The sequence below is a fragment of the Nocardia sienata NBRC 100364 genome (assembly GCF_001613205.1).
Lineage (GTDB): Bacteria > Actinomycetota > Actinomycetes > Mycobacteriales > Mycobacteriaceae > Nocardia > Nocardia sienata.
In genome coordinates this window covers 83619-110143 of the sequence record NZ_BDBX01000004.1, presented here as the reverse complement: position 1 = coordinate 110143, position 26525 = coordinate 83619, and the positions used below count along the sequence as shown (strand labels likewise).

The 26525-nt window shown below is 68.2% G+C and carries 27 protein-coding genes and 1 riboswitch; of the genes, 15 read left to right on the top strand and 12 right to left on the bottom strand.

Annotation, left to right across the window (positions count from 1 at the left end; genetic code table 11):
• Window positions 1–112 precede the first annotated feature (112 nt).
• Window positions 113–1144 carry an aldo/keto reductase gene (locus NS4_RS03490; RefSeq protein WP_063058014.1) on the top strand — a complete coding sequence of 344 codons (1032 nt, stop codon included), beginning with the start codon at window positions 113–115 and terminating at the stop codon, window positions 1142–1144.
• A gap of 15 nt (window positions 1145–1159) precedes the next feature.
• Here NS4_RS03490 and NS4_RS03485 read toward each other — a convergent pair whose 3' ends face one another.
• Entirely contained in the window at window positions 1160–2242 is a 1083-nt protein-coding gene (locus tag NS4_RS03485) for an LLM class flavin-dependent oxidoreductase (protein ID WP_063058013.1), read from the bottom strand.
• Window positions 2243–2541: 299 nt separating this feature from the next.
• A riboswitch (SAM riboswitch) is annotated at window positions 2542–2655 on the top strand.
• A 45-nt stretch (window positions 2656–2700) separates the two neighbouring features.
• Here NS4_RS03485 and NS4_RS03480 point away from each other — a divergent pair.
• Together NS4_RS03480 and NS4_RS03475 are read left to right on the top strand one after the other, a co-directional pair.
• On the top strand, window positions 2701–4014 hold the full coding sequence (locus tag NS4_RS03480) for an aminotransferase class V-fold PLP-dependent enzyme (protein WP_063058012.1): 1314 nt from the start codon (window positions 2701–2703) through the stop codon (window positions 4012–4014).
• Window positions 4015–4113: 99 nt separating this feature from the next.
• On the top strand, window positions 4114–5310 hold the full coding sequence (locus NS4_RS03475) for a GNAT family N-acetyltransferase (RefSeq protein WP_063058011.1): 1197 nt from the start codon (window positions 4114–4116) through the stop codon (window positions 5308–5310).
• On the opposite strand, the gene NS4_RS03470 is transcribed toward NS4_RS03475, so the two are convergent.
• On the bottom strand, window positions 5291–6178 hold the full coding sequence (locus NS4_RS03470; protein ID WP_063058010.1) for a polysaccharide deacetylase family protein: 888 nt from the start codon (window positions 6176–6178) through the stop codon (window positions 5291–5293). The two genes, NS4_RS03475 and NS4_RS03470, sit on opposite strands and share 20 nt — an antisense overlap.
• Window positions 6179–6240: 62 nt before the next feature.
• Between NS4_RS03470 and NS4_RS03465 the strand changes: the two genes are divergently transcribed.
• Complete coding sequence (locus NS4_RS03465) at window positions 6241–6615, top strand: MerR family transcriptional regulator (RefSeq protein WP_063058009.1); 375 nt, start codon at window positions 6241–6243, stop codon at window positions 6613–6615.
• 85 nt (window positions 6616–6700) lie between these two features.
• On the top strand, window positions 6701–7288 hold the full coding sequence (locus tag NS4_RS03460; RefSeq protein WP_063058375.1) for a YdcF family protein: 588 nt from the start codon (window positions 6701–6703) through the stop codon (window positions 7286–7288).
• Window positions 7289–7301: 13 nt separating this feature from the next.
• Here NS4_RS03460 and NS4_RS03455 read toward each other — a convergent pair whose 3' ends face one another.
• Together NS4_RS03455 and NS4_RS03450 are read right to left on the bottom strand one after the other, a co-directional pair.
• Window positions 7302–7733, bottom strand: coding sequence for an MTH1187 family thiamine-binding protein (locus tag NS4_RS03455; RefSeq protein ID WP_369690198.1), 432 nt, complete (start codon window positions 7731–7733; stop codon window positions 7302–7304).
• 7 nt (window positions 7734–7740) lie between these two features.
• Window positions 7741–8670 carry a DMT family transporter gene (locus NS4_RS03450; RefSeq protein ID WP_063058007.1) on the bottom strand — a complete coding sequence of 310 codons (930 nt, stop codon included), beginning with the start codon at window positions 8668–8670 and terminating at the stop codon, window positions 7741–7743.
• A 268-nt stretch (window positions 8671–8938) separates the two neighbouring features.
• Between NS4_RS03450 and NS4_RS03445 the strand changes: the two genes are divergently transcribed.
• The 4 genes from NS4_RS03445 to NS4_RS03430 are packed head-to-tail and all read left to right on the top strand — an operon-like array spanning window position 8939 to window position 10980.
• Window positions 8939–9331: a hypothetical protein gene (locus tag NS4_RS03445; protein WP_030519775.1), complete on the top strand. Its 393-nt coding sequence runs from the start codon at window positions 8939–8941 to the stop codon at window positions 9329–9331.
• The gene (locus tag NS4_RS03440; RefSeq protein WP_063058006.1) at window positions 9321–10115 is read left to right on the top strand and encodes a hypothetical protein; all 795 of its coding nucleotides are present in this window, start codon (window positions 9321–9323) and stop codon (window positions 10113–10115) included. Before NS4_RS03445 ends, NS4_RS03440 begins: the two co-directional genes overlap by 11 nt.
• Window positions 10112–10582, top strand: coding sequence for a roadblock/LC7 domain-containing protein (locus NS4_RS03435; RefSeq protein WP_245665042.1), 471 nt, complete (start codon window positions 10112–10114; stop codon window positions 10580–10582). Before NS4_RS03440 ends, NS4_RS03435 begins: the two co-directional genes overlap by 4 nt.
• A 26-nt stretch (window positions 10583–10608) precedes the next feature.
• The gene (locus NS4_RS03430) at window positions 10609–10980 is read left to right on the top strand and encodes a hypothetical protein (protein WP_063058005.1); all 372 of its coding nucleotides are present in this window, start codon (window positions 10609–10611) and stop codon (window positions 10978–10980) included.
• A 19-nt stretch (window positions 10981–10999) separates the two neighbouring features.
• Here the strand turns inward: NS4_RS03430 and fadD11 are convergent, their stop codons facing one another.
• The 7 genes from fadD11 to NS4_RS03395 are packed head-to-tail and all read right to left on the bottom strand — an operon-like array spanning window position 11000 to window position 18545.
• On the bottom strand, window positions 11000–12826 hold the full coding sequence (gene fadD11, locus NS4_RS03425; RefSeq protein WP_063058004.1) for a fatty acid--CoA ligase FadD11: 1827 nt from the start codon (window positions 12824–12826) through the stop codon (window positions 11000–11002).
• Between the two features lie 17 nt (window positions 12827–12843).
• On the bottom strand, window positions 12844–13776 hold the full coding sequence (locus tag NS4_RS33200; RefSeq protein WP_063058003.1) for an alpha/beta hydrolase: 933 nt from the start codon (window positions 13774–13776) through the stop codon (window positions 12844–12846).
• The gene (locus NS4_RS03415) at window positions 13773–14642 is read right to left on the bottom strand and encodes a short-chain dehydrogenase/reductase (protein WP_063058373.1); all 870 of its coding nucleotides are present in this window, start codon (window positions 14640–14642) and stop codon (window positions 13773–13775) included. Before NS4_RS03415 ends, NS4_RS33200 begins: the two co-directional genes overlap by 4 nt.
• Before the next feature lie 5 nt (window positions 14643–14647).
• The gene (locus NS4_RS03410; RefSeq protein ID WP_063058002.1) at window positions 14648–16114 is read right to left on the bottom strand and encodes a flavin-containing monooxygenase; all 1467 of its coding nucleotides are present in this window, start codon (window positions 16112–16114) and stop codon (window positions 14648–14650) included.
• The gene (locus tag NS4_RS03405) at window positions 16111–16617 is read right to left on the bottom strand and encodes an SRPBCC family protein (protein ID WP_063058001.1); all 507 of its coding nucleotides are present in this window, start codon (window positions 16615–16617) and stop codon (window positions 16111–16113) included. The genes NS4_RS03410 and NS4_RS03405 overlap by 4 nt, the downstream gene beginning before the upstream one ends.
• A gap of 21 nt (window positions 16618–16638) precedes the next feature.
• Complete coding sequence (locus NS4_RS03400; RefSeq protein ID WP_063058000.1) at window positions 16639–17667, bottom strand: PDR/VanB family oxidoreductase; 1029 nt, start codon at window positions 17665–17667, stop codon at window positions 16639–16641.
• Window positions 17664–18545, bottom strand: coding sequence for a metal-dependent hydrolase (locus NS4_RS03395; RefSeq protein ID WP_063057999.1), 882 nt, complete (start codon window positions 18543–18545; stop codon window positions 17664–17666). The genes NS4_RS03400 and NS4_RS03395 overlap by 4 nt, the downstream gene beginning before the upstream one ends.
• 97 nt (window positions 18546–18642) lie before the next feature.
• Between NS4_RS03395 and NS4_RS03390 the strand changes: the two genes are divergently transcribed.
• Window positions 18643–19254: a TetR/AcrR family transcriptional regulator gene (locus tag NS4_RS03390; protein WP_063057998.1), complete on the top strand. Its 612-nt coding sequence runs from the start codon at window positions 18643–18645 to the stop codon at window positions 19252–19254.
• 67 nt (window positions 19255–19321) lie between these two features.
• Here the strand turns inward: NS4_RS03390 and NS4_RS03385 are convergent, their stop codons facing one another.
• Window positions 19322–20089, bottom strand: a complete 768-nt coding sequence (locus tag NS4_RS03385) for an IclR family transcriptional regulator (protein ID WP_063057997.1) — start codon at window positions 20087–20089, stop codon at window positions 19322–19324.
• A 285-nt stretch (window positions 20090–20374) separates the two neighbouring features.
• Between NS4_RS03385 and NS4_RS03380 the strand changes: the two genes are divergently transcribed.
• The 5 genes from NS4_RS03380 (at window position 20375) to NS4_RS03360 (ending at window position 26500) form a co-directional block, all read left to right on the top strand.
• Window positions 20375–21436, top strand: a complete 1062-nt coding sequence (locus tag NS4_RS03380) for an aldo/keto reductase (RefSeq protein WP_084486811.1) — start codon at window positions 20375–20377, stop codon at window positions 21434–21436.
• Window positions 21437–21468: 32 nt separating this feature from the next.
• Window positions 21469–22929 (top strand): NtaA/DmoA family FMN-dependent monooxygenase, encoded by a 1461-nt coding sequence (locus tag NS4_RS03375; protein WP_063057996.1) that lies wholly within the window; start codon window positions 21469–21471, stop codon window positions 22927–22929.
• Between the two features lie 2 nt (window positions 22930–22931).
• The gene (locus NS4_RS03370; RefSeq protein ID WP_063058371.1) at window positions 22932–24359 is read left to right on the top strand and encodes an LLM class flavin-dependent oxidoreductase; all 1428 of its coding nucleotides are present in this window, start codon (window positions 22932–22934) and stop codon (window positions 24357–24359) included.
• A 13-nt stretch (window positions 24360–24372) separates the two neighbouring features.
• Window positions 24373–25227 carry an ABC transporter permease gene (locus NS4_RS03365; RefSeq protein WP_063058370.1) on the top strand — a complete coding sequence of 285 codons (855 nt, stop codon included), beginning with the start codon at window positions 24373–24375 and terminating at the stop codon, window positions 25225–25227.
• A 244-nt stretch (window positions 25228–25471) separates the two neighbouring features.
• Window positions 25472–26500, top strand: a complete 1029-nt coding sequence (locus NS4_RS03360) for an ABC transporter substrate-binding protein (RefSeq protein WP_063057995.1) — start codon at window positions 25472–25474, stop codon at window positions 26498–26500.
• The last annotated feature ends 25 nt before the right edge of the window (window positions 26501–26525 follow it).

Genomic DNA, 26525 nt, shown 5'->3' with positions numbered 1-26525 from the left:
CCTCGGTGACGAGCCGCCGGGAGACCGGCGGTCCGGGTGTTCCGGCGCACGATTTCGATCAGGCCGAGCGGACCCGTCGCACCCGGTGCCGCGCGGATGGTCAACTGTCCGGATGAGCTATGGCCCCTACGACCTGACCTACACCGCCGCCGAGCAGCGTTACGAGAAAGTCCCGTACCGGCGCAGCGGCAACTCCGGCCTCGACCTGCCCGCGTTCTCGTTCGGACTGTGGCAGAAATTCGGTACCGACTACCCCTTCGCGACCCAGCGTGAGATCGTCCTGCACGCCTTCGACCTGGGTATCACCCATTTCGACAATGCCGATCGCTACGGTCCGCCGCATCGGGCGGCGCAGAAGAACTTCGGCCGGGTGCTCGCCAAGGATCTCGCGCCCTACCGGGACGAGCTCATCCTGTCGACCAAAGCCGGAAACCCGATCGGCCCGAGCCCGTATCTGAAGGGCGGCTCCCGGAAATCGCTGCTCACCTCGCTGGACCACAGTCTGCGTGATCTGGGCACCGATTACGTCGATATCTTCTACCACCACAGCCCCGACCTCGGGACTCCGCTGGAGGAAACGGTGGGTGCGCTGGTCAGCGCGGTCCAGCAGGGTAAAGCGCTGTATGTCGGCATCTCCAACTATCTGCCCGACCGCGCCCACGCGGCCGCCGAACTGCTCCGGGCCGCGGGCGTGCCCTTGCTCATCCATCAGGCCCGGTATTCGATCTACGACCGCCGTCCCGAACAGAACGGGCTGCTGGACACCGCGCGGCGCGACGGGTTCGGCGCCATCGTCTATTCGCCGCTCGCGCAGGGGTTGCTGACCGACAAGTACCTCGAGCGCATCCCCGAGGGCACCCGGGCGGCCGACAGCACCTTCCTGTCGCCGGATGCCATCGACGAAACCTATCGGCGGCGTACCGCCGAACTCAACAAGATCGCCGCGGCCCGGGGACAGTCGCTGGCCCAGCTCGCGCTGCAGTGGGTGCTGCGGCGGCCCGAGGTCACCTCGGCGCTGATCGGGGCGAGCAGCACGGCCCAGCTCGACCACAATCTCGCGGCGCTCGAGTTCCCGGAACTCACCGACGACGAGCTCGCCCTCATCGACGAGCACGGCATCCACGGAACCGGGCTGAATCTCTGATCCGGTGCGCCCGGCTCAGTCGCGGAGCAGCGGCAGGAGCTGGGCGCCCTGGCGCCGGATCTCGGGCAGGTAGGGGGTATCGGACAGCACGAAATGGGTGATGCCGAGATCCTGGTACCGGCGCAGTGATTTCGCGACGTCCTCGGCGGAACCCACCAGCCACGTGGTACCCGCACCACCGCCGCCGACGGTGCCCGGGGTGGTGTAGAGGTTGTCGTCGAGCACTTCGCCGCGCGCCGCCAGGTCGAGCAGGCGCTGCTGCCCGACCGCCGCACGCCGGGGTGCGCTCCGATCGTGTGTTTTCGCCATCTCGGCGACCTTGGCCTCGGCGTCGGCCCACGCCTGTTCGGTGGTATCGCGGACGAAGGTGGTGATCCGCAGGCCGAATTGCAGCGGCGGTAGGGCCCGGCCGAGTTCGTCACCGAGCGCGCGCAATCGTTCGATGCGTTCCCGCACGCCCGCCAGCGGCTCACCCCAGAAGAGCTGGACATCGGCTTCGGTCGCGGCGACTCGTTCGGCGGCCGCGGACGCGCCACCGAAGTAGAGCAGCGGGTGGGTGCGGCCCTCGCGCACGGCGATCCGCGGCGTGACGGTGGAATTGGTGACCCGGTAGTGCTCGCCCAGGTAGGTGACGTTTTCCTCGGTCCAGAGCCGGCGGACCAGCCGGAGGAACTCCCGGGTGCGGGCGTACCGTTCGGTCTGGTCCTCTTCGGCCTCGCCGTATGCCGCGACGTCGTCCTTGCCGGAGACGATATTGATCCGCAGCCGGCCGCCGGTCAGGTGGTCCAGGCCGGCCGCCGCGGAGGCGAAATGGGCGGGCCGCCAATAGCCGGGCCGGATCGCCACCAGCGGTTCGAACGTGTTCGTCCGCGCCGCGAGGGCGGTCGCGACGGTGAAGGTATCCGGCCGTCCCCAGCCGGTGCCGAGCAGCGCGCCCCGCCAGCCGTATTCCTCGAGCGCTTGCGCCTGAGCGGTCAGCGTCTCCAGACTGTTGTGATCGGCGGTCACGGCATCACCGCGATGCCCGGGATTCACCTGATTCGGGATGTACCAGAGATATTCGGCCGTCGGGGTGGCGGCTCCTGTTCGGTCGGGCATCGAAGGTCTCCGTTCGGGCCGCGTGGATCGGGGTAGGCGCGCACCGGGTCTGCCGAGGTGATCGCCCGGACAGACACCTTGCGCCGCTATCGGTTCGCGGGCCATGGACCGGATCACGATGATTCGAAACCACTGCCCCCAGTAGCCTTTCGATACGGGATCAGGGTAAGCGCAGCCGGTCTACCCGGCCGTGCACGGCAGGCGGTTTCCGGGAGCAGCGCAGATGTGCCGAATCCGCCGGAAGCGGATCCGGAGGGGGCGAGTTGACAAGCCGATGGTCGTCTGCCACCCTCGCACCAGGTCATGAGTGTCAGCGCGCAGCCCCGGCTTGCTGGCCGGCAACCCTCCTCCGCGGTGGGGTGCCCCGGGTGACGACCCGGCCGTCGCTCGATCGAGCGCGGCAAGCGCGGACTCCGTCGAATCGAAACCCGGAGTCCCTCGATCGAAGGGATTGCGTGATGACCGCTGTACTCGACCCCGACTGTGCCCCCGCCCGGATCTCCGGCGGCGATCTGCGGGTGCCGCTGGTACAGGGCGGTACCTGCACCTACGCCAATTTCGACTACGCGGCCAGCGCCCCGGCCCTCGTGCAGGTCGCCGCGCGGGTGGCCGAGCTGCTGCCCTACTACGCGAGCGTGCACCGCGGCGCCGGGTACGCCTCGCGTATCTCCACCCACTGCTACGAGGCGGCCCGCGAATCGGTACGCGATTTTTTGCGCTGCGCCGCCGACCAGGAGGTGGTGTTCACCCGGAACACCACCGACGCGCTCAACCTGCTCGCTACCTGCGTCCCCGGCGACACCGTGGTCCTCGATATCGAACACCACGCGAACTTCCTGCCCTGGTCCGGACGCGGCCGCCGGGTGGTGCCGACCGCCCGCACGCTCACCGAGACCGTCGACCGTCTCGCCGCCGAACTGGCCGCGAAACCCGCGGCTTTGCTTGCGATCACAGGCGCGTCCAATGTCACCGGCGAGGTGCTGCCGCTGACAGAGCTGGCCGCACTCGCCCATCGTCACGGTGCACGGATTCTGGTGGACGCGGCCCAACTGGCGCCACACCGCCGTATCGACCTGTGCGCTACCGGTATCGACTATGTGGTCTTCTCCGGGCACAAGTTGTACGCACCGTACGGCGCCGGAGTGCTGGCCGGGCGCCGTGACTGGCTCGACGCCGCGCCGCCGTACCTGGCCGGCGGGGGCGCGGTCACCGAGGTCACCTCGGAAACCGCGGCCTGGGCGGCGGCACCGCATCGGCACGAAGCCGGTTCACCCAATGTGCTGGGCGCCGTGGCGTTGGCGGCCGCCTGCGAGGCTCTCACCGAACTCGTCATTCCCGCCGAGGTGCACGAACGGGAGCTCACCGACCGGTTGCGCACCGGCCTGGAGGGGGTCACCGGTGTCCGCTGCCTCCGGATCTGGGCCGACAGCGCCGACTGCGTGGGCATCGTCGCCTTCACCGTGGACGGTTTCGAACCGGGCCGGGTCGCGGCGTATCTGTCCGCCGAGCACGCGATCGGCGTACGTGACGGCCGCTTCTGCGCCCATCCGCTGCTGGACCGGTTCGGGCTCGACGCCGCCCTGCGCGCCAGTATCGGGCTCGGTACCACCGCCGGTGACGTGGATCGACTGCTCGATGCTGTACGGACCCTGGTGGTGGCCGGAGCGCAGTGGGAGTATGCCTGCTCGAACGGCCGTTGGGACCCGGTACCGGAGACCCGCCCCGGCCTGATCGCCGGGCCGGACACCGGGGCCGCACTGTGCACGGTGTGACGTAGCGTGCGTCATATGAGAGAAATTATTCGTATCCCGTGACGCCGTGCGGCTTCGCCGGACCCCCGCACCGATCCCGAACCTCCGGAGTGAGCCGAGATGACCGTCGAAATCGACATTCTGACCGACGCGGCAGATGCGCGCGCCGCGCAGCAGGTGTTCCGTACCGCGATGGTCGGAGGCCCGCCGATCTCGGCCGAAGCCGCGGACGGGTTGAACGAACCCGGACGCACACTCGGTGCCCGTATCGGCGGTGAGCTGGTCGGGACAGTGAATTCCTACACCAGCTGGCTGATCGCCCCGGGCGGCGCTCGCCTGCCGCACGCCGCGGTGACGCATGTCGGTGTCCTGCCCACCCACGCGCGTCGGGGGATCGCGGCCGCGCTGCTGCGCCGGCAGCTCACCGATATCGCCGCACGCGGGGAGGTCGTCGCGTCGCTGCGCGCAACCCAGGGTGGTGTCTATGAGCGTTTCGGGTACGGCGTCGCCGGTTCGTCGGCGCGCTGCGAGATCGATGTGCATCGGGCCCGCTTCCGCGAAACCGTACCGGCCGCGGGTCCGGTCCGGCTGCTGCCGCCCGCGGACGGCTGGGAGGTGCCCGCCAAGATCTACGCGACAGCGGATGTGACGTGGACCGCGGCGGTCGATCGCCCCTCGTACTGGTGGCGGTTGCAGGGGTTGTTGCGGGCCCAGGGCCATGTCGCCGTGCACGGGGAGCCCGGCGCGGAGGACGGGTTCGTGCGCTACCACGCCGCCGAATCCCTGGAATGGGTGCGCGGTCCGCGCCGGACCGTGGTGGTCGACGATCTCGTCGCCACGACTCCCGCCGCCTTCGTGGGTCTCGTCCGCCATCTGCTCAGCGCCGATATCGTCGATGTGGTCGTACTGTCCGCGATCTCGCCCGACAGCCCGCTACGGCATCTGCTGGCCGACGAGCGAGCGGCGCGGGTCACCGATGTTCACGACGAGACCTGGTTGCGGCTCATCGATGTTCCCGCAGCGTTGGCCCGGCGCGCCTATCGACCCGGCCGGCCGCTGGTACTCGCCGTCACCGACCCGATCCTGTCCGCCAACACCGGCAATTATCGGATCGAGGACGGCGGGGTCACCCGGGTGGACGAGCCGGCGGACCTCGGCACCGACGTCGCAGCCCTGGCGGCCGCCTACCTCGGCGGCACCCGCTGGCGCCACCTGGTGCTCGCGGGCCGGGCCACCGAGTACCGGCCCGGCGCCGCGGCGACGGCGGACGCGCTGTTCGAGGTGGACGAGTACCCGTTCAGCGGAACGTACTTCTGACCGCCTCTCCGGTTCGGGTGCCCGCGTAGTGCGCCGCGATCTCGTCGCTGGTGGTGACCCATACGCCGGGATGCTCGACGATGTATGCCAGTGCCTCGTCTAGGTAGCGGGCCCGGAACGCCTGCCCAGTGACGAAGGGATGCAGGGCCAGAGCGAGGACGCGGCCGCTCGTTTCGGAGTCCGCCCACAGCCGGTCGAGCTGGTCCCGCACGAGCTGCACGAAATCCGGGCCGGTGAGCCCGGTGCCGAGGAACAGGGTGTTGTCGTTCAACTCCACCGAGTACGGCACGCTGAACAGGCCGGGCACGCGCAGCGGATAGGGCTGGTCGTCATTGGTCCAGTCCAGGACATAGTCGACGCCGAGTTCGCGCAACAGCCGCGGGGTGCGGAAACTTTCGGAAAGAGCGGGGCCCATCCATCCGCGCGGTCTTTTCCCGGTGCCGCGTTCGATGGTGGTGAGCACGTCCGCGAGGTAGGCGCGCTCGTCCGCCGCGGCGATCTCGGCCTGCAGGACGGAATTGTTCCGGCCGTGGGCCAGCCAGGCCCAGTCGCGTTCCCGGCCCGCGGCGACGATGCGCGGGTAACGTTCGACCACATCGGAGTTGAGCAGTGCGCTGGCCCGGATGCCGTGGCGGTCCAGCGATTCCAGGATCCGCCAGAACCCCACCCGGGGACCGTAATCGCGCCAGCCGTAGTTGAGCGGATCCGGGACCTGCCCGGCGGTCCCGGCGAAGATACTGGTGGAGGGCCGGTCCACGCGGTAGTGCTCGATATTGAGCCCTACGTAGAAAGCGACGCGCGCACCGCCGGGCCACCGGATCGGGTCGCGGTCGACGATGGCACTGTAGTCGATCAGTTCATTGTCCATTCGGCTATGGTCGAAGCTTCACACAGATGTGAAGGTCAAATCGTTCTGGCGAGGTCGGTGGAATGCGAATCGGGGAATTGTCACGGCGCACCGGCACCTCACGCCGGTTGCTGCGCTATTACGAGGAGCAGGGCCTGATCACCGCCCAGCGGTGCGCGAACGGCTACCGCGACTACGACCCGCGCTTCGTCGATCGCGTACTGCAGATCCGGGGACTGCTCGACGCCGGGTTGCCGACTCGGATCATCAAACAAATTCTCCCGTGCCTGGACAAGCCGAGGTCCATCTACTTCCCGGACGCCACGCCCGAGATGCTCGCGACCCTCGAGGGCGAACGGGACCGGATGAACGAGCGGATCCGCTGCCTGGAGCGCAACCGGGACGCCATCACCGAATACCTCTGCGCGGTACGGGAATACGGTGAGCGGGGAGCATGACAGCTGCGCGGTGCCCCTTCGATCGGTCGAGGATTGTCGTGTGCGCGTATCGCACAGCGCCTGCCGCGCGTACGGGTACGCTCCGATGCTTGTGCGGACGTCACGGATACTGCTCGTCGCCGGCGTGGCCGTGCTGGCGTGGGGCGAGTGGGTGAACTGGCGGTCGTCGCGGCGGCTCGTCGGGTCGGTGACCGGCGCGAGCGAAGTGGTCGTCGTACTCGGGTTCGGTAATCCGGCGCCGTCGGCCAACGCGCTCAACAGGTGGCGGGTGCGCGCCGGACTGCGTTCCTGCGATCCCCGGCTCGACACCCGGATGATCTTCTGCGGCGGCGCGGTCCGGGGTTCACGGCCCGAAGCCGAATTGATGGCCGCCTATGCGCGGGAACGCGGCTGGTCCGGTCCGGTCGCGCTGGATACCGCCTCGCGGAGCACCTGGGAGAACGTCGAGAACGCCATCGCGCTGATGGGAACCGCCGACCGGATCAAGATCGTATCCAACCCGCTGCATGCGGAGCAGGCCCGCCGCTACCTGGCGGTCATGCGCCCCGACCTCGCGGCCCGGCTGGTGCGCGGCGCGGAGTACCGATTCGGCGAGTGGACCTTGGTCAAGCCGCTGTTCGCTGTCCTCGGGTACAGGCAGCGGGGCAGGGCGCCGGTGTCGCCGGCGCGGTGACTCCGGGTCGAGTTCACTCGGCGAGGCGTCGTTCGAGCGATTCGATCTCGGTGTTCAGCGTATTCGTCCGACCGGGCCGGATATCGGCCTTGAGGACGATGCTGCACCGATCGGATTCGGTCAAAACCGCATCGGTCGCAGCCTTGATGACACCCATGACCTGGTCCCACTCGCCCTCGATCTCGGTGAAGCTGGCGCCGGTCCGGTACGTGATGCCGCTGTCCCGGATGACCCGCACCGCGGTGGCGACCTGATCTCCGACGCTCTCGCCGGTACCGATGGGAGTGATCGAAAAGGCTGCGAGCATAGGGCACTCTCCTTGTTCGTCTCGGAGGATGGCTGAGCTGATCTCCTTCACCGTACGCAGGTCTGCGCGAACTACCCCGCTATTCTGTGGCGGGTCGGCCCGCCGGCCGGCACGACGCGGCGAATCGGCCTGCGACATATCGACCTCATACCGGATCGGCCTCGAGGTCGCCGCCGGGGCGCGCGGCCGGGCCTCGGCATGCGCGCGTTCGCCATCGGGTGATCGCTACTCCCGCCAGGCACAGCACGCCGCCGGCCAGCGCCGTCGGGCCGGGCACTTCGCCGAGGAAGAGCCAGGACATCACGACCACGAGTGCCGGTACCGCGTAGGTGGTGGCGCCCACCTGCCCCGCGGTCATCCGGGCCAGGGCATAGGCCCAGGTGGTGAAGGCGATGGCGGTCGGAAATACGCCGAGGTAGACCAGGCCGAGGGTGGCGGGCAGCGGTGCCGCGGCCGCCTCACCGATCAGCTGCCCGGCGAACGGCAGGCACGCGATCGTGCCCACCACGCATCCGCCGGTGGTCACCTGCAGGGCCGAGGCATGGGCCAGCGCCGGTTTCTGAACGAGCACGGCCACCGCCCAGGCGGCGGCCGCCACCACACACAGCACGACTCCGGCTACGGTGGCCGGGCCCTCGGAACTGGACAACCCCACCACGGCCGCTCCGGTGAATGCCACCGCGATACCGGCCATGAGCCGTTTCGGGAAACCTTCGCCGAGGAAGAGCCCGCCGAGCAGTGCGATCAGGACCGGTCCGGTGTTGATCACCAGCGCCGCGGTGCCCGCGTCGACGTACTGCTCGGCCCAGTTCAAGGCCACCATGTAGAGCCCGAACCACAGCACTCCGGATACGATGATCCCGCGCAGTACCGATCGTGGGGGCAGGCCGGTACCGGTCGACAGCAGCAGCGCCACCAATACCACCGAGCCCGAGGCCAATCGGCCCAGCGCCAGCGCTCCCGGCGAGAAATCCGTTCCGGCGGTGCGGATGACAACGAACGCCGACGCCCACAGTACGACGGTGACGGCCGCGGCGAGCAGTGCACGCCCCCGTCCGGGAGACAACTCGGTCATGTGTCGAACGTAGTTCGCCCGACCTCGTTCGATCCAGACAGTTTCCCGCGTGCGAGCGCAAGTTTGAGAAAACATCGGTCGGCGGGCACCGGCCCGGGCCCAGGCTGCCAACTGTGCTGCCGCGCTGCGTTTTTCGTATACGGTCGCGGAATCGTTTCGGCCTCCGGCCACCCGGGTAACCGACCAGGTCATGCGTTCAGTCGGCAGCGAACGCCTTGTATGTGTAGTGTCTCCAGAGATCTGAAACACGCATGAACGGGCAGGGCGCATGAGCGGAATCGATGGATGTCTGGAACGAATCATGGACATCCCCGGTGCGCGCAGCGTGACACTGGTGGACGGGGCGAGTGGGCTGGCGGTGGCCGCGGCGGGTCGCCACGATGTGGTCGATCAGCACGAGGACGCGGCGACCACCACCGATGTGGTACGCGCGGTGCTCGACTGCCCGGCGCTGACCACGGGTCCGACCGGGGACGACGTCGACGAGATCATCGTCTGCGGAACCGGGGGATACCACCTGCTCAATCTGGTGGACGGTGATTTCGGCGGCCGCCTCTTCGTCCATGTCCTGTTCGACGAGGAGTCCGGGAATCTGGCGATGGCCCGATTCCGGCTACGCGGCATCCTCGCCGAACTGGCCGAGGACGGTCATGCGCGTTGAACTCGCCGACGAACTGCAGCGATTGGAAGACGAAGGCCGGACCGGCGTCCTGCGCGTAGGTGACGGGGAGTTCCATCTCGCCGACGGCGCCATCGCCTCCGCCACCTGCTCGCGCACCACCGGGCTGGATCGGCTGGTGGTCGAGGCCGGGGTGGCCAGTGCCGAGGACTGGGAGCGAGCGGGTACCGGTGACCCGGGTCCGCTGCTGGGCCGGCCCCTGCTGGAAAGCCTGGCGTTGCTCGCCGTTTTCGATGCTGCCTATTTTCTGCTGCCCATGCCGGCGGAACCGGAGTTCAGGCCGGCCCCGGCACACTGGCTGTCGGCCGTTTGCACTATCCGGCCGCGGGCACTGGTCCGCGAATGCGCGCGTCGCGGTGACCCGGACGCGGGGCCGTGGCCGGCGGAACTGGTCGACCGCGCCGCGGTGGTCCCGGTGCGCCGGATCCGGCGGCGACGGGTGCTGCTCACCGGCAGTCAAGCCGAGGTGCTGGCCGCCGCCGACAACCGTCGCAGCATCACCGGAATCGCCCGGGACCTGGGCCGCACCGCCTACGGCTGTCTGGAGGCCGTGCGGGATCTGACCGTGGCCGGGTTGATCGAACCACCCGAGGGCGCCTCGGCTTCGGAATCCCGTTGGCCTGCCGCCGAGCCGGACACCGGCACGGAGCCGCCGCTGCGTCGCCGCGTCCGCAACGCCACACCGGTGCCCGACGGAGACGAGTGGGAACCGGTGGACCACGAACTGCTCACCCGACTTCGAGCGGCTCTGGAGGACCTCGCGTGACGGCGCGTAAGAATCTGCTCGGTGAACTGATGGGAAGGCTTACCAAGGTGCCGATGACCGTTTCCGATCCCCACGCCGCGGTGACAGCGGAACTCCGGGCGCTGCGCGAACGCGTACCCCGGTTGACCGGGGCGCTCGTGGCATCCAGCGACGGCCTGCTGGTGACCCACGATCTACCCGCGCATATCGAACCGACCGGGATGGCCGCGCTGGCGGCGGCTCAGCTGTCGCTGTCGGATCGGCTCGCCCACACGGCGCAGGGCGGCGGTTTCCAAGAAGTCGTGGTGGACGGCACCGGGGGACACGTGGTGATCTACGCGGCCGGCTGGGCATCGTTGACCGTACTCGCGGCTCCCGAGGTCAATATCGGCCGGCTGCACCTGGAGTCCCGTCCGGTGGCACGCCGGATCGCCGAACATCTGTCCGCCGTGGCGAAGAACCCCGGCGGGAACGGAAGAACGCAGTAAACGAAAACCACCGAGAGGAACGACCTGTGTCCGATATGGATTTGGCACTCGAGGACATGATGTCGATCGACGGCGCCCTCGGCGCGGCCGTCGTGGATTACAACAGCGGTATGGCCCTGGGCACGCTCGGGAGCTCGAAGGCGCTGGACCTGAACGTGGCCGCCGCCGGCAACACCGAGGTGGTGCGCGCAAAACTGCGTACCATCGAACAGCTCGGCCTGCAGGAGGACATCGAGGATGTCCTGATCTCCCTCAGCAGCCAATATCACCTGATCCGGCCCATGACCGGCCGCAAGTCGAGGGGGCTGTTCCTGTACCTGGCCCTCGACCGCGGCCGGGCGAACCTTGCGCTGGCCCGGCACCGGCTGCGGGGGATCGAGGAGGAGCTCGAAGTCTGAGCCGGGCCGGACGCCCGCGTCAGGTAGCCGCGGCGAGCTGCGGCCCCTCGGCGGGTTCGTGGATATCGCCGGCCGGCGGATCCCGATAGAGGTCGGCGATCCGCGCCGCGTACTTCTCCGCGACGACCTTGCGCTTGAGTTTCATGGTGAGCGTGACCTCGTCGCCGCCGGCCTCCCAGAAAACCGGCAGTACGAGAAAGCGTTTCACTTGTTCCACGCGGGCCAGGTGAGCGTTACCGGCGGCCACGCCGGTCCGGATCGCGGCGATCACGGACGGATCGGCGGCCAGGGTGGCGGCCGAATCGTCGGCCAGTCCGTGCTGTTTCGCATAGGGGCCGGCGGTCTCGGCGTCGAGCACGATGAGTGCGGTGTTGTACGGGCGGCCGTCCCCGATCACCGACATGGCGCCGATCAGCGGGGTCGCCGCCTTGATGGTGTTCTCGATATGCGTCGGCGACATGTTCTTGCCGGAGGCATTGATGATGATCTCTTTCTTGCGGTCGACGACCCTGAGATAGCCGTCCTCGTCGACCGTCACGATATCGCCGGTGTGCAGCCAGCCCTCGGCGTCGATGGCCTCGGCGGTCTTGTCCGGCTGCCCCCGGTAACTCTTCATCACCAGCGGACCCCGGACCAGGAACTCACCGTCGGGTGCGGTCCGGTACTCCATTCCCGGCAGCAGCTTCCCGACCGTGCCCAGCCGCACCTCGGCCGGCGGGCTGACGCTGCAGATACACGACAGTTCCGACATCCCCCAGATCTCGGTGATCGGGACACCGAGTCCGGCGAAGAACGCAAGGGTCGCGGGGGGTATGGGGGCGGCGCCCGAGAGCGCCCAGCGCATCCGGTCGAACCCCAGCGCCGCGCGCAGACCGCCCAGCACCAGTTCGTCGGCGCGCTGCCATTCGGCGGCGAGGTCGCCGGGCAGTGGGGTACCGGCCAGTTCGTGTTCGCCCCGGGCGGTGGCGACCGACAGCGCCCACTGCAACGCCGCCCGCCGCTGCGCGTCGGGTTCCGCGGCGATCTTGTACTCGATGGCGGCACGCAATTTCTCCCAGACCCGGGGTACCGCACCCCACAGGGTCGGTCGCAGATCCGCCAGCGCCGGCGCGATGAGCTTGGGATCGGCGACACAGGTGACCTGGGTGCCGAGAACTTCCTGCACGTAGAGGGCGGTCAGCCGGTCGGCGATATGGGCACTGGGCATGAACGAGGTGATGGTGTCGCCGAATTCGATACCCAGCACCTCGGCGATCCCGTAGACCTGGAACAGCAGGTTGGCGTGGGTGGTCTCCACACCTTTGGGGCTGCCGGTGGTGCCGGAGGTGTAGATGAGTGTGGCCACATCGTCGCCGCGCACCCCACGCCAGGCGGCATCGAAGTCGAAACCGGTTCGCGCCGCTGCGATCACGTCGGATACCGAGAGGGCTCCCGTGGGGGCCTCGTCCAGACAGACGATATGGTCGAGTTCCACCCCGCAGGAGCGCAACCGGGCCACGTACTGCGGTTCGCAGATCACCACCCGGGCTCCGGCATTACCGAGTACATGGTTCAGCTGATCGGCGGGCAGGGTGTTGTAGACCGAGAACGAGGTCGCACCGAGATGCTGGGCGGCGACCTCGAGCGGGTAGAACTCGATCCGGTTGCCCATCATCAAGGCCACGGTGTCGCCTCGGCGCACACCCAGTCCGTCGAGGCCCGCGGCGAACGCACGGACCTGGGCGGCATAATCGGACCAGGTCAGGGTCTGCGCGTCACCCGGGGTCCGCAGCGCGACAGCGGCGGGTTCCACAGCGGCGATGTGCTGGAACGCGGCAGGGAGGGTGGGGAAGCGTGCTGTGCTCACAGCTGGGCCTTTCCGGATCAGACCGCGGCGGCGGTGGTGTCGAGGACCGAGGAGACGAAGCGGGCCGCCGCCCGATAGGCGAGGCGCGATTCGGGGACGAGGGCGGGCAGCACCTGGAAGGCGTGCATCTGGTCGCGCCATACCTGCAGTTCGCAGCCGGCGCCGGCGTCGGTCCAACGTTCGGCGAGGCTGACGCCGTCGCCGCCGAAGAATTCGGAATCGCTGGTGTGGATCAGCGCCGGAGGCAGCGGCATTCCGCGCACGGGGCGCAGATCGTAGGGAGCCGGAGTGAAATGCGCGACCGCACGTCGCGACAGCTCCGGAGACAACAGCCCCTCGGCCGCCGCCCCCGCGAATCCGGCCGCGAGCGCGAGACTCAGATCCGTCATCGGCGAGAAGAGAACCAGGCCCGCGGGCGGGGCGGACCCCTCGCGCGCGTGGGAGATGGCGAAATCGGCGGCGAGGAAGCCGCCGGCCGAATCGCCCGCGACCACGATCCGGCCGGGACGGTGCCCCCGCGACACCAGCCACCGGAAGGCGGCGGCGACGTCTTCGGGCGCCGCCGGATACGGATGTTCGGGCGCGAGCCGGTAATCGAGGGTGAACACCGGAAACCGGGTCGCGGTGGACAGCCGCGCCGCCACCCCGCGATACCCGGCGGCGGATCCGGCCACGAATCCGCCGCCGTGGACGTAGAGGATCACGGCATCGGTCCGGACCGCCCGCGGACCACGGACCCATTCGCCGGCGATCGTGCCGTGCCGCACCCGATCGACCGCGGTGCCGCGCAGCGTGGGTGCGGCCGCGCGCAGGGTCTGGTCGATCAGGGCCCGGGCGGCGGGCAGGGTGTAGGCGTTCACCGGTGTGAACTGCGCCAGGCGGCGCGCGGTGAGCGCGGACAGTTGCCGGACGTACCGGGCCCGCAGCGATCCGCGCGCCGGTTCGCTCATCGGCGCCGCTCGATCGCGCGGACCAGTTCGTGCACTGTGGAATCGGCGGCGAGCCGCCGGTCGAGCACGGTGTTGATCGCTCCGCGCAGCAATGCGTAGGGCTGCCAGCCGCTGGGCGCGATGGTGCGCGCGGCGCGGCGCGCGATACCGTCGGCGATGGTCCGGGCGGCCTCTTCGGCGGTGATCCGCACATTCAGCGGCCACGGCAGCAGATCGTTGATCCGGCGGCCGAGATCGTCGGCGTCGAGCATGTCATGGGTCATCGCGGTCTCCACGACCCCGAAGTAGGCGATGCCGGCGGTGGCGCCGGAGGCGCCGAGCTCCACCCGCAGTGCCCGGCCGAGCTGTTCCACCGCGGCCTTGCTGACCATATAGGGCGAGCCGCCCATACCCGGTGCGAAAGCCGCACAGGAAGAGACGACGACCACGTGACCCCGGGACCGCACGATATGGTCGAGTGCCGGGTGCACGGTGTTGAACACCCCGGTCAGGTTGATGCTCATGACCCGATCGAAATCGGCCGGATCCATGCTCCGGATGGTCGCGGGTACCGGGGTGACCCCGGCATTGGCCACTACCACATCGAGACCACCGAACCGCTCGGCGACCTCGGTGATCACCTCTTCCATCCGGCTGCGGTCGGCGACATCCCCGGGGAAACCGTAGGCGCGCGAACCCAGGTCGCGCGCCGTACGCTCGGCGGCCGCCTCGTCGATATCGACCACGACCACCACCGCGCCGCGCCGGTGCAGGAGGGTGACCAGTTCGAGCCCGATGCCCTGGCCCGCACCGGTGACCAGCACCGTTTTACCTTTCACGTCGAAGGTCGTGGAGCGCGAAAGCCAGCCCAGCGGGTCGGGGAGCATGGGTTTCACCGGGTCACCTCATAGGATTCGACGTCGAACTGTTTGGTGCGCCACCGGTATTCGAAACTCCAGTTCGGGTAGAGACCCGCATTGCCGCCGTCGGGAGTGGTGTAGTAGCTCTGGCAGCCGCCGGTCAGCCAGACCGTGTCGGCGCTGCGCCGGGCCATCTCCTCGACGAAGGCATCCTGGGTTTCCTGTCGCACCTCCACCCGGCGGGCGCCGCGGGCGCGCAGGGTCTGCAGCGCGTCGACGATGTAGGCGATCTGCGATTCGAGCATGAAGATGGCGGATTGGTTACCGGCGGCGCCGAAGGGGCCGAGCGTGCAGAAGAAATTCGGAAAGCCGGCCATCGCCGCACCCAGATAGGTCTGCGGCCGCTTGTGGTACAGGTCGGCGATCGAGACATCGTCGCGGCCGACGATCCGCTCGAAAGCGGTCGGGATGGGAGTGAACCCGGTGCCGTAGATGAGGGTGTCGACCGGGATCTCCACACCCGCGCGGGTCAGGATGGAGTGCGGGCGCACCTCGGCGATACCGTCGGTGACCACTTCGACGTTCGCCCGGTCCAGCGCCGGCAGGTAGGCGTCGGAGAAGATCGCGCGTTTACAGCCGATGACGTAATCGGGGGTGGCCTTGCGGCGCAGCTCGGGATCGCGGATCTGGCGCAGCAACTGGAGCCGGCCGAGCATCTCGTACGGATGACGGAAGCGATTGTCGACGAAACCCACCAGGCCGAACCCTTCGATCAGGGTGTACCAGGTACCGCGGATCGCCTTCTGCGCGAGCGGGAGACGGCGCAGCAGGGTGCGCTCGACATTCGACGTCGGGCGATCCATTCGCGGCACGATCCACGGCGCGGACCGCTGGAACACCGTCAGCGCGGCCACCCGCGGCGCGATCTCGGGTATGAATTGCACCGCGGAGGCGCCGGTGCCGATGACCGCCACCCGCTTACCGGTGAGGTCGTGCTCGTGGTCCCAGTGCAGCGAATGGAACGCGGTGCCCTCGAAGGTGTCGATACCAGGGAGTTCGGGGTATTTGGCTTCGGCGAAGACACCGGCGGCCGAGATGAAGAAATCGGCCGTGAGCGGACCGCGCGAGGTCTGGATCCGCCACAGCTGGGCGCCTTCGTCCCAGCGGGCCTCGGTCAGTTCGGTGCCCAGCCGGATATGCCGCACCACATCGTGGTCGATGGCGACCCGGCGCAGGTACTCCAGGATTTCGCGCTGTTTACCGTAGGTGCGTGACCAGTCCGGGTTCGGCGCGAACGAGTAGCTGTAGAGCTGGGACGGGACATCGCAGGCGCAGCCGGGATAGGTGTTGGCCTGCCAGGTGCCGCCGAGATCGTCGGCGCGTTCGATCAGTACCAGATCGTCGAAACCGGCCTCGCGCAATTTGATCGCCAGCCCGATCCCGCCGAATCCGGCGCCGAGTACGACGATGCTGTGGTGTTCCGGTGTGCGGTCGTTCATCGCGCCCCCACTGTCTCGATACGGACCCGGCGGCCGGTGCCGGCGGCGATGGTCTTGGTGACAAAACGGTTCACCGGGCTCGCCGCGGCCAGCAGCGGGCGCAGTACCGCGCTGCCCTCGAGGGCGAAGGTCCAGACGAGCCGGGTACCGGTGGCCAGCGGGAGCAAGGTGATGTCCTCGGCGAAGCGGTTCAGCCCGGGCACCGAGGCGGCGTCCACGGTGAACGTCATCCGGGAACCCTCGTCCCAGCGGTAGAAACGTTCCGCCAGCCGGATCAGGCCACCGAGGGTGACATCGCGGGTGGTGCCGACACCGAACGGACGTGGTGAGGTCCACCTCGCCGCCGTGACGACCGGCGACCACGACACCAGCGCGTCGTCGGCGACCAGCGTGTCCCACACCTGCTGCGCCGGGGCCGGGATGTCGACGATATGGGTGTAGCGGTGCGGGGCGGTGTCCAGGAAGGCGTCGTCGGAGGGGGACAGCGCGAATCGTGGGCTCATGAGGCTGAGGGCCTTTCGGGATCAGAGATCGAGTACCAGCGGTCCGCCGGCCGACCGGGAGACACAGGTGAGCATGTGGCCGGCGCGTTCGCTGTCGCTCAGCAGGTGGTCGCGGTGGTCGACCGAACCGGCCGCGACGCCGATCTTGCAGGTGCCGCAGAAACCCTGGCGGCAGGAGTAGACGACACCGGGCTCGACCCGGCGGATGGCGTCGAGGGTCGTTTCGGTGGCGCCGACCCGGACCTGACGCCCGGATCTGGCAAGGGTGAGGTCGAATTCGCGTCCGTCGCGCACCGGCGGCGCCGAGAACCGTTCGGTGTGCAGCGATCCGCTCGGGTTAAGCGCGAACAGGGAACGCTGGGCGGCCTCGAGGACCGGCGGCGGTCCGCAGACGTACACCGCCGCGCCGGGCCGGGCAGTCGCCAGGAGTGCCGGGATATCGGGTGGGCCGGCCTCGTCGTCGGGGCGGATATCGGTGCCGGGGGGCAGTTCACCGAGGAACGGCATGGTCTCCCGGGAGCGGCCGAGATAGATCAGTCGCCCGCGGTCCCCGGCCGCCCGCGCCATCGGCAGGATGGGGGTGATGCCGATACCGGCGGCCAGGAACAGGTAGGACGGTGCGGAATCGACGTAGGTGAAGGCGTTGCGCGGTCCGCGGATCCGCAGGGTGTCACCGGGTCGCAGGTCGTGGACCTCGAGCGAGCCACCGCCGCCGTCCGGTATCCGGCGGACCGCGATCCGGTAGCGGTCGCGGTCGGCGGGGTCGCCGCACAACGAGTACTGGCGTTGCCGCCCCGACGGCAGGAAGACGTCGATGTGGGAGCCGGGCCGCCACGACGGCAACTGCTCACCGTCTGTCCGGGCCAGGGTCAGCGACGCCACATCGAACGCCTCCTCCCGGATCCCATCCACGACGACGTCGAGGTCGAAGCCGCTGCGGCGCACCGGGTTCGGCGGCGAGAGCGCGGGATTGGTGAACACCTTTTTGTACACGTCCACCGCCAGGCCGATCATCCGCAGACCCGGGGGCGCGGGGTGCGCGGTGGTCATGAGCGCGCCGCGGGGGAGTGCGCCAGATAGCGCAGGGCGTTGTCCATGGACCCGAGCTGGGAGGGATGGAAACTCGGCCGCAGGTAGCGCGGCATCTCGGTGAAGAAGGTGGTGAAACTGGGAATCACGCCGCGCAGCGTGGCGCTGATGAACTGCTGACCCCAGAACCGGCCCTTGGCCGGGCTCGGATCCTTGCGGTACAGGTAGGCGGTGGAGATCACGAACAGGGGCAGCAGCAGTCCGCTGGCGAGCAGACCGGTGCGTACGCGCCGGGCGTACCCGCCGTCGACGTGCATATAGGCGTCGAAGACCACGCTGCGATGCTCGACCTCTTCCGCGCCGTGCCACCGCACCAGATCGAGCATCGTCGGATGCATACCGAGTTCCTCGAGCACCTTCGATTCGAGCAGCCACTCGCCGATCACCGCGGTGAAATGTTCCATTCCCGCGAACAGCCCCAGGCGTTCCTTGAGCCATTCCTCTTCGGCGCGGCCGCTCAGTCCGTGCTCGCCCAGTACCCGGTCGACCAACCAGGCGATCTTCTCGACATAGGAGTCGACATCGAGCCCTATCGACTGCAGGTGTTGGCGGGCGCCCTCGTGGCTACTGGCGTGCATCGACTCCTGGCCGATGAACCCGATCACCTCTTCGCGCAGGCGTTCGTCGTCGATCGCGGGTAGCGCTTCGGCCAGGCACGCGGCCATGGCCCGCTCTCCTTCCGGCAGTACCAGGTGCATCACATTGGTCACATGGGTCGCCAGCACTTCCCCGGGGATGTAGTGCATGGGGACCGTCGAGAAGTCGAAGCTCACATCGCGGGCATGGATCGCGTGGGCTTCTTCCCGGTAGGTGCTCGTGGTGGCACTGTCGTCAGCCATACGACGACCGTACAATGCAACAGATTGCCTTGCAATGTTGTCGCAACAAATTCTTTGAGATTGTTGCAGAATTACTGATCGCTGCTAGCGTGGTCCTGTGTCCGCCCCTGCCGCTACCTCGCAAGACCGGTCCACCGCCGACGGTATCGAAACCCGCATACTCGACGCCGCGCGTGCGCAGTTCGAGACGTACGGGGTGAAGAAGACGACCATCGGGGATGTCGCGCGACAGGCGGAGGTCGATCGCGGCACCATCTATCGGAGGATCGGTTCCCGCGACGAGCTCGTCCGCGCGGTGAGCGCGCGGGAGGTGGGCACACTGCTCGCGGAACTCGAGGGCATTCCCGCACGCCACGAAGGACTCGAGGCCATCGTCGCAGATATCTTCGTCACGGTGATCACCCGCTGGCGAACCCACGGCATGATCAAGCGGGTGCTGGCCCTCGAGCCCGGCCGGCTGCTGCCCCAGGTGACCACCGAGGGGGGCGCCTTCTTCACCATGGCCGTGAGTGTGGCCACCACCCTCCTCGCCGAGGCGATGCGGCAGCGGGGACTCCCCGAGGTTCCCGACCTCACCACACGGGTCGAGATCGCGAGCCGGGTGGTCCACTCCCTGGTCCTGCAACCCGTCAGCGCGCTGGACCTCGGATCCGAGGAACAACTCACCGCATTCGCGCACTCCTACATCGCGCCGCTGATCGTCGGCTGAGGATCCACCGCGGTCGGGAACCCGGCGCATCGTGGTGACTGCAGCGGACGCAGGTGGCTGCGCCGGGTCAATGGTTGTGCGCCGTGTCCCGGAACAGTGTGGCGGCGATCGCGGTGGCGGTGACGCGCCCGAGATCGGCGAGGAATGGGATCCGCTCGGGGATCATGAGCTGGGTGGTTCCCCGGATGCCGAGGGCGAACCGCGCATGACCGTTTCGGTCCAGAACCGGGACCCCGATGATGCGGTAGCCCCATTCGGTCTGCTCGTCGTTGATCGTGTATCCGGCTTTGCGGGCGAGCTCGAGTTCGGCGGTGAGCGACTCTGCGTCCGCGGGTGTGCGGTCGGTGCCGTGATGGTAGGGGAGCGCCTCGAGTTCCTCCCGTGTCACCGGCGACCAGGCGAGCAGCGCCTTGCCGATCGCGCTGGCGTGCAGCGGGAAGCGGACCTCGGAAAGATTGTGCCCGTGGGCCTCACGCCAGCGGGTGAACACGAGGTTGACGGCGTCGCCCCCGTGCCGGGTCGCCAGCGAGACGGCGGTGCCGGTCTCGGCAGCGAGTTGCTCGATATGGGGTTCGGCGAGATAGACCAGATGGCGCCGATAGGAGAGCTGGCCGTACTCGGCCAGCGCGACGCCGAGCCGATAGCGGCCCGTCCGCTCGTCCTGTTCGACGAACCCGGATTCGAGTAGCGCCTGCAGCAGCCGGTGGGTGGTGCTCATCGGCAGGTTCTGCGCCCGGGCTATCTCGGTGACGCCCAGCTCGACATCTCCTTGGAAACATCGCAGTACCGCGAGTGCGCGCGAGACCGTCTGCAGCCCGGACTGATTGACCGCCACGTGGTGTCCTTTCCGGCCGGCTGCCCTGGAATGGGAGGGGCCCAGATTCCGATAGCCGGAATACTAGCCGCTGTCGACAGGGGGCGACTGGGAGTGAAATCGAATCCTTGGCGCTTCTACCTGCATAATCACGAATTTCTGTCTCCGTCAATTATTCCGCTTTGTGGAACGAGATGTGTTGCTCGAAGTTGTCTGCGCTCTTAGCGTGACGGTGTTCGAAAAGTCAGTTCCGGGACAGTTCGCGGGCCGCCGGGCCCCGTGCTCCGGATCGTGGGAAAGAAGACCATGACCACAGCCGTCACCAGTACCTCCCTGCCCGGCGCCCCGGTGCGCAGTGCGCTGCCGGAGGGTTTCCGCAGCGTCGGCCGTTCGGGACTGGTGGTGTCGGAAGTCGGGATCGGGGCCAGTACCTTCGGCCGGACCGGGATGATCGCCGATACACAGGAGGCGGTCGACCGGATCGTCGGGCGGGCACTCGATCTCGGGATCACCTATTTCGATGTCGCCGATGTCTACGGCGACCGGCCGGGGCAGAGCGAGACCATGCTGGGCGCGGCGCTGGGCAACCGGCGCGACCGGGTCGTCATCGGTACGAAGTTCGGTATCGGGCTCGCGGGACTCAACGGCCCCGACTGGGGAGTGCGCGGTTCGCGCCGCTACATCCGTCTCGCGGTGGAGGCGTCGCTGCGCCGGCTGCGGACCGACTGGATCGACCTCTACCAGATCCACACGCCCGACCCGGTCACCCCCATCGAGGAGACCCTGTCGGTGCTCGACGACCTGGTCCGTGAGGGAAAGGTCCGCTACCTCGGCACGTCGAATTTCGCCGGCTGGCAGGTGGCCGACGCCGAACACCTCGCCCGGATCAACGGGCACACTCGGTTCATCTCGGCGACCAACGAGTACAACCTGCTGTGGCGGGAGCCGGCCAAGGAACTGCTCCCCGCGCTCGCCGCCTACGGGCTGGGCTTCTTCCCGTACTTCCCGCTGCAGAACGGACTGCTCACCGGAAAGTACCGGCGCGATGCCGTACCGGCCGGCCGCAAGATCACCAACCTCAAGAAACATCTGCTCGACGCCGCGCCGTGGGAGGCGCTGGAGCGATACGCCGAGTTCGCCCGGGCCCGCGAGGTCACGCCGACCGCGCTGGCCTTCGGCTGGTTGCTCGCCCACGACCCGGTATCCAGCGTGATCGCCGGGGTGACCGAGCCGGACCAGCTCGACGACAATCTCGCGGCCTCCCGCTGGCGGCCCACCCCGGCCGAATTCGCCGAACTCACGGCGTTGTTCGCCGGCGACCTCAGCGGAGCGCCCGGACAGGTCACCGGTACCGCGACCCGGCCCTGAGCACCATCCCTTCGATCCACGCAGAGGCGGATATGTCCGATGAATCCGGCGCCGACCGGCAGCTGCACCTCGGTTACATGTACTGGTCCAATGGCACCCATCCGGCGGGCTGGCGCCTGCCCGAGGCCGTGCACGACCGGGGTTTCGACGGGGGATACCTCGTCGAACTGGCGCAGCTCGCGGAATCCGCGAAGTTCGATTTCTTCTTCTTCGGTGACCGGCTCGCCACCGGGCCGGAGTATCAGTACACCAACACCTCGGTGCTGGCGCGGATCGAACCGTTCACGGCGGCTGGCTATATCGCCACGGCGACCAGCCGGATCGGGATCGTGGTCACCGCGAATCCGACCTACTACGAACCGTTCAATCTGGCCCGGCTCACCGCCTCGCTCGATCACATCTCGGCGGGGCGGGCCTCGTGGAATATCGTGACCGGCGCCGATCACCGGGCCGCGGCCAACTACACCCGCACCGAACACGGCGACGCGTCGGCCCGGTACGACCGGGCCGACGAATTCGTCGGCGTGGTCCGCGATCTGTGGGACAGCTGGGAGGACGACGCCTTCGTCCGTAACAAGGAAACCGGCGAGTTCGTGGTCGCCGACCGTATCCATCCGGTGAACCACCGCGGGCGTTCCTTCCGGATCCGGGGCCCGCTGAACATGGCCCGGCCGCCGCAGGGCCAGCCGGTGATCCTGCACGCGGGTACCTCCGACCGCTCCCGCGATCTCGGCGCGCGCGAGGCGGATGTCATCTTCGCCGCCGCCGCCACGATCGAGCAGGGCAAGGCCTACGCCGAGGAGATCCGGCGGCGCGCGGCCGGTTTCGGCCGGGCGCGGTCGTCGATCGCGATCTTGCCCGGCCTCACTCCCATCGTGGCCGAGACGCGGCAGGCCGCCCGCGCTCTTTACGACCGGCTCAACGACCTGCTCGTGCTCGACGACGATATCCGTTACGGGGGCCGCGAGCCCGAACAGTGGGGTGTGGGCAGCGCCGCGCCGCGCGAGGCGCAGGGGCCGGGTCTGCGGAACCTCGGGGCGCTGTCGCAGCGTGTGGGTGTCGATCTCACCGCCCGCGATCTGACCGATCCGCTGGACGACGCGACCGCCGCGCGGTTCACCCCGGCAGGCCGGGCCCTGGTGCGCACCGCCGCGGCCCGGACCGGCCGTGGGGTGGGCGGCGACGATCCGCTGACCGTTCGCGATCTGCTCAACACTCATATCGTGGGCGGTCACGTGGTGGTGGGCGGCCCGGCCGATATCGCCGACTACATCCAGGCGTGGTTCGAATCGGGCGCTTCCGACGGCTTCAATATCCAGTCCGCCTACCTCACCGAACAGTTCGAGACCTTCGTCCGTCTCGTCGTCCCCGAACTGCGTCGGCGCGGACTGTTCCGTACCGACTACACCGGCCGGACCCTGCGCGAACACCTCGGCCTGAACCGGCCTGATAACCGCTGGGCCCACGAGAACACCCGAGCGGGAGGGCAGTGACCATGTCCGGTACACGCAGAGAACTGCATCTGGGGCTCATGTTCTGGGCCACCGGCACCCATACCGCCGGATGGCGGTATCCCGGCGCTCGCGCCGACGGCGCCTTCGATATCGAGTTCATCCAGCAGGTGACCCGGCTGGTGGAAGCGGCGAAATTCGATTTCCTGTTCCTCGGGGACCGGCTGGCCACCGATCCGGCGCTGGCCAAGACCAACCCGGCCCAGATGTCGCGGATGGAACCGTTCACCGTCGCCTCCGCCATCGCGGCCGCGACCTCGCATATCGGGATCGCGGTCACCGCGAACCCGACCTACTACGACCCCTACACCGTCGCCCGGCTCACCGCCTCGCTGGACCATCTCAGCCGGGGCCGGGCGGCGTGGAACCTGGTCACCGGCGCCGACGGCGCCGCGGCGTACAACTTCGGCCGCGACGGTCATTGGGATACCGAGAAGCGCTACGACTGGGCCGACGAGTTCGTGGCGGTGGTACGCGCGCTGTGGGACAGCTGGGAGGACGACGCGTTCACCCGGGACAAGGCCGGTGGGCGCTATATCGACGAGACCAAACTGCACACCATCGACCATGTGGGAGAACACTTCTCGGTCAAGGGACCGCTGAATGTGGCGCGGCCGCCGCAGGGGCAGGTGATCCTGTTGCACGCGGGCACGTCGGACCGGTCGCGGGAACTGGGCGCCCGGGAAGCCGATGTGATCTTCGCCGGCCAGCCCGATCTGGAGTCGGCCAAGGAGTACTACGCCGATGTGAAGGCGCGCGCGGCCCGATACGGCCGCAGCGCCGACGAGATCCAGATTCTGCCCGGGCTGAGCGTGGTGGTGGCCCCCACCACCGCGCAGGCCGTGCGGATCTACGACCGGCTGAATTCGCTGGTGCCGCTGGATCCCGCACACGAAACCGTCGATTCGGTGCGTTTCGGCGGTCTCGGGCAGGGCTTGAAACGCAACCTCGCCTCGGTCTCCCAGGTGCTCGAGGTGGATGTGACCGGATACGGCATCGACGACCCGGTGTCTCGGGAGGTGTTCGACTCCTCGGCTCCGGCGGGCCGCAAGGTCTTCGCGGGTATCACCGAGACGACCCGGCGCACCGTCGAGGGCGCGGCGCCGATCACCTATTTCGACCTGATCAACGGCATCACCGTCGGCTCCCGGACCGTGGTCGGGAACCCCGTCGAGGTGGCCGACCACATCCAGCGCTGGTTCGAGGAAGGCGCGGCCGACGGGTTCAATATCTTCCCCGATTTCGTGCCGGGCTCGGTGCAGGCGTTCACCGAACTGGTGGTACCCGAACTGCAGCGGCGCGGCCTGTTCCGTACCGAATACGCGGGCACGACATTCCGCGATCACCTGAGCCTCGAACGTCCCGGCAACCGGCACGTCGACCGGCGCCCGCTGCTGTCGGAACCGAACTGAAAGGACCATGACGGTGGCTCTCGACCAAGCCGAGGCAGTAGTCGTACGCCCGGCCGCAGTGCGGCCCCGGAAGCAGTCGGCGGGCCGGCGACTGCGTGCGGCAATGTCCCCGAGGAATCTCGCCGTCGCCGCCGGCCAGCTCGCGGTCGTCGCCGTGGTGCTGGCGATCCTGCAGTGGCTGGTGGATTCGGGGCGGGTGGAATCGATCTATCTGGCCTCGCCGACCCAGGTGCTCGGTGTGTTCCCGCGGCTCATCACCGAGGAGCACCTCTTCGGTAATCTGCTGATCACCTTGTACGAGGCGGTCGTCGGGACGGCGCTGGCGTTCGTGTTCGGGGTGGCGACCGGTATCTATATGGGGCTGTCGCGTATCGCCGAGCGGTTCCTCAACCCGTTCATCGGCGGCGCCATGGCCGTCCCGAAGGTCACCATCATCCCGCTGCTCACCCTGTACCTGGGGGTGGGCGTCAACCACAAGATCGTGATCGTCTTCCTCTTCGGCTACTTCCTGTTCGTGTTCAACACGATCGCCGGGATCAAACAGGTCCAGGAGAGCCATCTCAAGGTCGCCCGGGCGAACGGGGCCTCCCGGTGGCAGACGATCGTCAAGGTGATCCTGCCGTCCGCGTCGCCGAGCATCGTCGCCGCGCTGCGGATCGAGGCGGGCACCGCACTGGTGGCGGCCCTGTTCGCGGAGATCATCGCCTCCAAGGCGGGATTGGGCAATATGCTCAACCGCGCTATCGGCGTCTACGACACCGCGACCCTGTTCGCGCTGGTCCTGTCCATCACGGTGTTCTCGGTTCTCATCATCGCGGCCGTGAATCTGCTCGAGAAGAAAGTCCTTCTCCGCTGGAAGTACGCCTGACCTCCGGCAATCGCCGACTCGCATATCGAAGGACCTTGCAGTTCGAGCCCGTGGACAACCCCGCCGTCAGATCCCTGACCAGCGACGACCGCAACAAGCTCTCAATCAGCAGCCGGAGCGTCCAGCGCGGCGGGGCAGCCAGTCCTTCGGAGCCTCGACAGAGGCAAACAACTATCAGCTACACCCCACCGCCCTGGGCATCCAGGGCACCAACCCCAGACACCTACAAACTTAGGGAACAACTGTGTTCAAGAAGAGATCTCTGGCCGTTCTCGCCGGCGTGGTGGCGCTGGTCCTGGCGGCGACCGGCTGCTCCGGTACCGTCGAATCGCTCGCGGGGGAGGGAGGTTCCGCCGCCGACGGCCGCAGCGTGCTGACCCTGCAGGACAGCACCTCCTATACGCAGTTGCCGATCCGCTTCGGTGTCGAGAAGGGTTTCTTCGACGCCGAGAACCTCGAGGTGAAATTCACCCAGGTCCAGGATGCGGTGACCGGTGTCGCGACCGGGGAGCTGACCTTCGCCTTCGGCCCGACCAGCAACTATCTGCGGGCGGCCGAGAAGGGCGCACCGATCAAGATCATCAGCTCGGCCTTCCGGAGCAAGGGGCCGTTCTTCCTCATCGCGCGCCCCGAGATCAAATCCTTCGCCGATCTGCGCGGCAAAACCATCGGGATCGCCACGGCCGGTAGCAGTATGGAGACCTACACGCGCAAGATCCTCACCGCCAACGGTGTCGATCCCGACGAGGTGAGCTTCATCGCCAACGGCGTGAACGAGCAGGCCTACGGCACCCTCACCAGCGGTCAGGTGGACGCGACCGTCATCCACCAGCCGTTCCCCGCGCTGGGCGAACTCCAGGGCAAATCGGTAACACTGGCCCGCGGCTGGGACTATCTGCCGACCTATCACACCGGCGTGCTGATCGCCGGAAACGAAGTGATCAATAACGATCCGGACCTGTTGCGCCGGAGCCTGCGTGCCTACTTCAAGGCCTACACCTACGCGAAAGAGCACTACGACGAGTACCTGCCGTGGCTGAAAGCCAAGCTCGGCACCATCGATCCGAAGGCGGTGGAACTCGCCCTGCGGCAGGAGGACGACATCTGGGACAACAACCCGGCCGTCGATCCGGTGGCCATCCGCGACACCCAGGACATCGAAATCGAAATGGGCCTGCAGGATGTGCGCTACGACGCCGACAAGTACATCGATACGCAGTTCATCCCGCAGGAGTACGTGAAGGATTTCACCTACCCGCGGCCCGCGCGCTGACCCCGCGACGGCACGACACGATCAG